The organism is Microcystis sp. M090S1 (assembly GCF_020246295.1).
GTDB lineage: Bacteria > Cyanobacteriota > Cyanobacteriia > Cyanobacteriales > Microcystaceae > Microcystis > Microcystis aeruginosa.
Window position 1 is genome coordinate 1 of the sequence record NZ_JADBTF010000416.1, and the last position, 2970, is coordinate 2970.

At 38.2% G+C, this 2970-nt stretch carries 6 protein-coding genes; all 6 read left to right on the forward strand.

Annotation, left to right across the window (positions count from 1 at the left end; genetic code table 11):
* The first annotated feature begins 504 nt into the window (after window positions 1-504).
* The gene (locus tag IM477_RS18445) at window positions 505-792 is read left to right on the forward strand and encodes a BrnT family toxin (RefSeq protein ID WP_079206059.1); all 288 of its coding nucleotides are present in this window, start codon (window positions 505-507) and stop codon (window positions 790-792) included.
* The gene (locus tag IM477_RS18450) at window positions 770-994 is read left to right on the forward strand and encodes a hypothetical protein (protein ID WP_002782285.1); all 225 of its coding nucleotides are present in this window, start codon (window positions 770-772) and stop codon (window positions 992-994) included. The genes IM477_RS18445 and IM477_RS18450 overlap by 23 nt, the downstream gene beginning before the upstream one ends.
* A gap of 210 nt (window positions 995-1204) precedes the next feature.
* Window positions 1205-1516 carry a DUF6883 domain-containing protein gene (locus tag IM477_RS18455; protein ID WP_287732983.1) on the forward strand — a complete coding sequence of 104 codons (312 nt, stop codon included), beginning with the start codon at window positions 1205-1207 and terminating at the stop codon, window positions 1514-1516.
* 89 nt (window positions 1517-1605) lie between these two features.
* Window positions 1606-1908 carry a hypothetical protein gene (locus tag IM477_RS18460; RefSeq protein ID WP_287732984.1) on the forward strand — a complete coding sequence of 101 codons (303 nt, stop codon included), beginning with the start codon at window positions 1606-1608 and terminating at the stop codon, window positions 1906-1908.
* A gap of 116 nt (window positions 1909-2024) precedes the next feature.
* A complete protein-coding gene (locus IM477_RS18465) occupies window positions 2025-2243 on the forward strand; it encodes a type II toxin-antitoxin system HicB family antitoxin (RefSeq protein ID WP_287732985.1) in 219 nt (72 codons plus the stop codon).
* Window positions 2240-2419: a type II toxin-antitoxin system HicA family toxin gene (locus tag IM477_RS18470; protein WP_002782277.1), complete on the forward strand. Its 180-nt coding sequence runs from the start codon at window positions 2240-2242 to the stop codon at window positions 2417-2419. The genes IM477_RS18465 and IM477_RS18470 overlap by 4 nt, the downstream gene beginning before the upstream one ends.
* The last annotated feature ends 551 nt before the right edge of the window (window positions 2420-2970 follow it).

Below are 2970 nucleotides of genomic sequence, written 5' to 3' on the forward strand. Positions count from 1 at the left end.
CTCCTCATCTAACAATCCGCCGTAACGCACCAACTCCATCATTAAATTGGTGCGTTACGCTTTCGAATGGCGCACCCTACGATTTATGTTTTTGTTTGCGGCGATAATCTCTGTTAAAAAACTCAAATTAACAATCCGCCGTAACGCACCAACTTCATCATTAAATTGGTGTGTTACGCTATCGAATGGCGCACCCTACGATTTATGTTTTTGTTTGCGGTGATAATCTCTGTTAAAAAACTCAAATTAACAATCCGCCGTAACGCACCAACTTCATCATTAAATTGGTGCGTTACGCTTACGCGCTTCGCACCCTACTGGACTGTTTCAGCTAAAATAGGACAATAGATTTCGGCTTAAAGTCTTAGATTATAGAATTTATAGCATTTTTCTAATACACCAAATTAACTGAAACAGTCCACTAGCTATGATACCTTGGGAGTATGACAACGACAAAATTTGAGAGTGCGCTGTTTAGGGGGAGATTGAACTAGAATTGAGTTTATGAACTTACAATTTGAGTGGGATAACCCCAAGGCAAAACTTAATCTCAAAAAGCATGGCATCAATTTTGAAGAAGCCAAGGCTGTTTTTCGAGATCCTTTAGCCTACATTTTTGATGATGAGTGGCATTCGGTCGGTGAAAAACGAGAAATTATTATCGGACACGATGACAAGAATCGTCTTTTAGTAGTTTGTTTTACTGAAAGAAATCAAATGATTCGTATTATCAGCGCACGTTTAACAACCCAAAAAGAACGCCAAGACTATGAAAAATACACAGGATTCTGAAACCAAACAAAATTTACAAGATGACCTACTTCCTGAATATAACTTTGATTATACTAAGGCTCATCCTAATCGTTTTGCTTCTCAGGTAAATGAAATAAAAATAACTGTCACCTTAGAACCAGATGTCGCTAAAGTTTTCAAAAATTCTGAAGATGTAAACAAAGCACTGCGAGCTATCTTATCCGCTATCCCTGAAAAATAAGCCTGATCTTGTAGGTTGGGTTGACAACGGAAACCCAACATCATCCCCCGATTATTCTTCATGTTATGGGTTGGGTGGCACTTCGTTTAGCTCAAACTGCGAATGATTTTTATTATCTTTGCTCATATAATCAGGAATCTTAACCCTATGCTCTGAAATTATGATACTCTAATCCCAGAGCTTGATTCAGAGCATTTGTAAGATTGTAATATGAGTATTAGCTGGAAAGAAGGAGAGCCCTTACCAAATGCAGATCAAGCCGAAATAGAATTGCGAAAGTTTACCGATTACTCATTGCAACCTAACAACCCTCAAAATCAAGGAAAATGGATGGGATTTGCCATGATAGGTTATTCTGTTGAAACTCAAGAAGGCCGTCAAATTGCAACTCAAGATATAATTCAACAAATTCGTCAAATTTTACCTTATGCACCAGCCTATAAAAGCAAAAATAATCCCTATGGTATGAGATTAAAAGTTACAATTAGGATCAAAGGTTTTAATGGAGGGCAAGGAAATTGAATCACAATCTGGCAAATAGATCAAGGCAAAATTATTCCTAGATTAATTACAAACTGGTTAGAAGTTTACAGCTAAAGGAGCAAAACATAATGAAAGCAAAAATTAATGATTCGATTCAAACTTTAATAGATATAACCGCCGATTTTTCAGATTTAATTATTCCTAAAGGAACAATTGGTGCAATGGTTGAATGCTATCCTAATCCTGAAGCATACGCTATTGATTTAATGATTTCTAATCCTAAAGTCATTGGTGGTTTTACTTATGAAAATGTAATTTTATCTCCTGAACAATTTATTGTTATTTCTTCTCAATCAATATCAGTGCGATCGCCTGATCTTGTAGGTTGGGTGATCGGTACTCAACCCAACATCATCCCCATGATGCTCTAATCTTGTGTCGTGATCTTGTGATATTTTGGTTGAGAGTGCGATGTTGAAGGCACTGCGTAGCAGCACGCTAATTCATAAATTATCGAATAATTCATAAATTATCAAAGGAGATTGTCATGAAAGGAGAATTAACCGCCATCATTGAAGCAGCAACAGAAGGGGGATACTGGGCGATTTGTCCTGAAGTCCTAGGTGCAAATGGTCAAGGAGAAACCATTGAAGAAGCCAAAGAAAGCTTAAAAAGTGCTATTCAACTAATTTTTGAAGATCGTTTGGCTGATATTCGTCGAGGACTACCAAAAGAAGCGATCGAGGAGACAATTTCCATTCCATGAAACGTCAAGAATTAGAAAAAAAGTTGCGGAAAGCTGGTTGTTATCTTAAGCGAGAGGGTGCATCTCATTCTCTTTGGATTAACCCTCAAACTGGGGTCATTGAAGCTGTACCACGACATACAGAAATCAAAGAATTTTTAGCACAAAAAATTCTCAGAAACCTGAATGCTCAATAGTGCGATGCCGAAGGCACTGCCTAGCAGTACGCCGATCTTGTAGGGTGTGTTAGACGGCGATAATCTCTGATAAAAAACCTAAATTAACAATCCGCACCCCACGCACTAACTTTATCATCAAATTGGTGCGTTACGCTATCGAAAAGCGCATCCTAGTAGTTATTGCGATCTCCTGTAGCTCGTGTTGAGAGTTAAATAGAGCAAATTGTAAATTATTAAAGCAAAATCGATGAGAACTATTCGCGTAACTTTAGAACAGCTTATTTAAGCAGTACAACAATTGTCGCCTGATCAACGAATTGCGATCGCCTGATCGGGTAGAGAACAGGGACGTATTGCCTAATAAGGATAACAGAAGGTAGGGGTAAGTCACGACTCCCTGATCACTAAATTTTGATAAGCTAAGAGACAGTAGTGCGAAACGTTTAGGCATGAAATAGGGAACCAAATGCCCGAAATAACCGCCTAGTAAGGTCTTCAGTCCCCTGACTGAATCTAACAGGTCAACCCAGACCAGCCTTATAACTGTTTATATGTCCCGACGTTTAGTA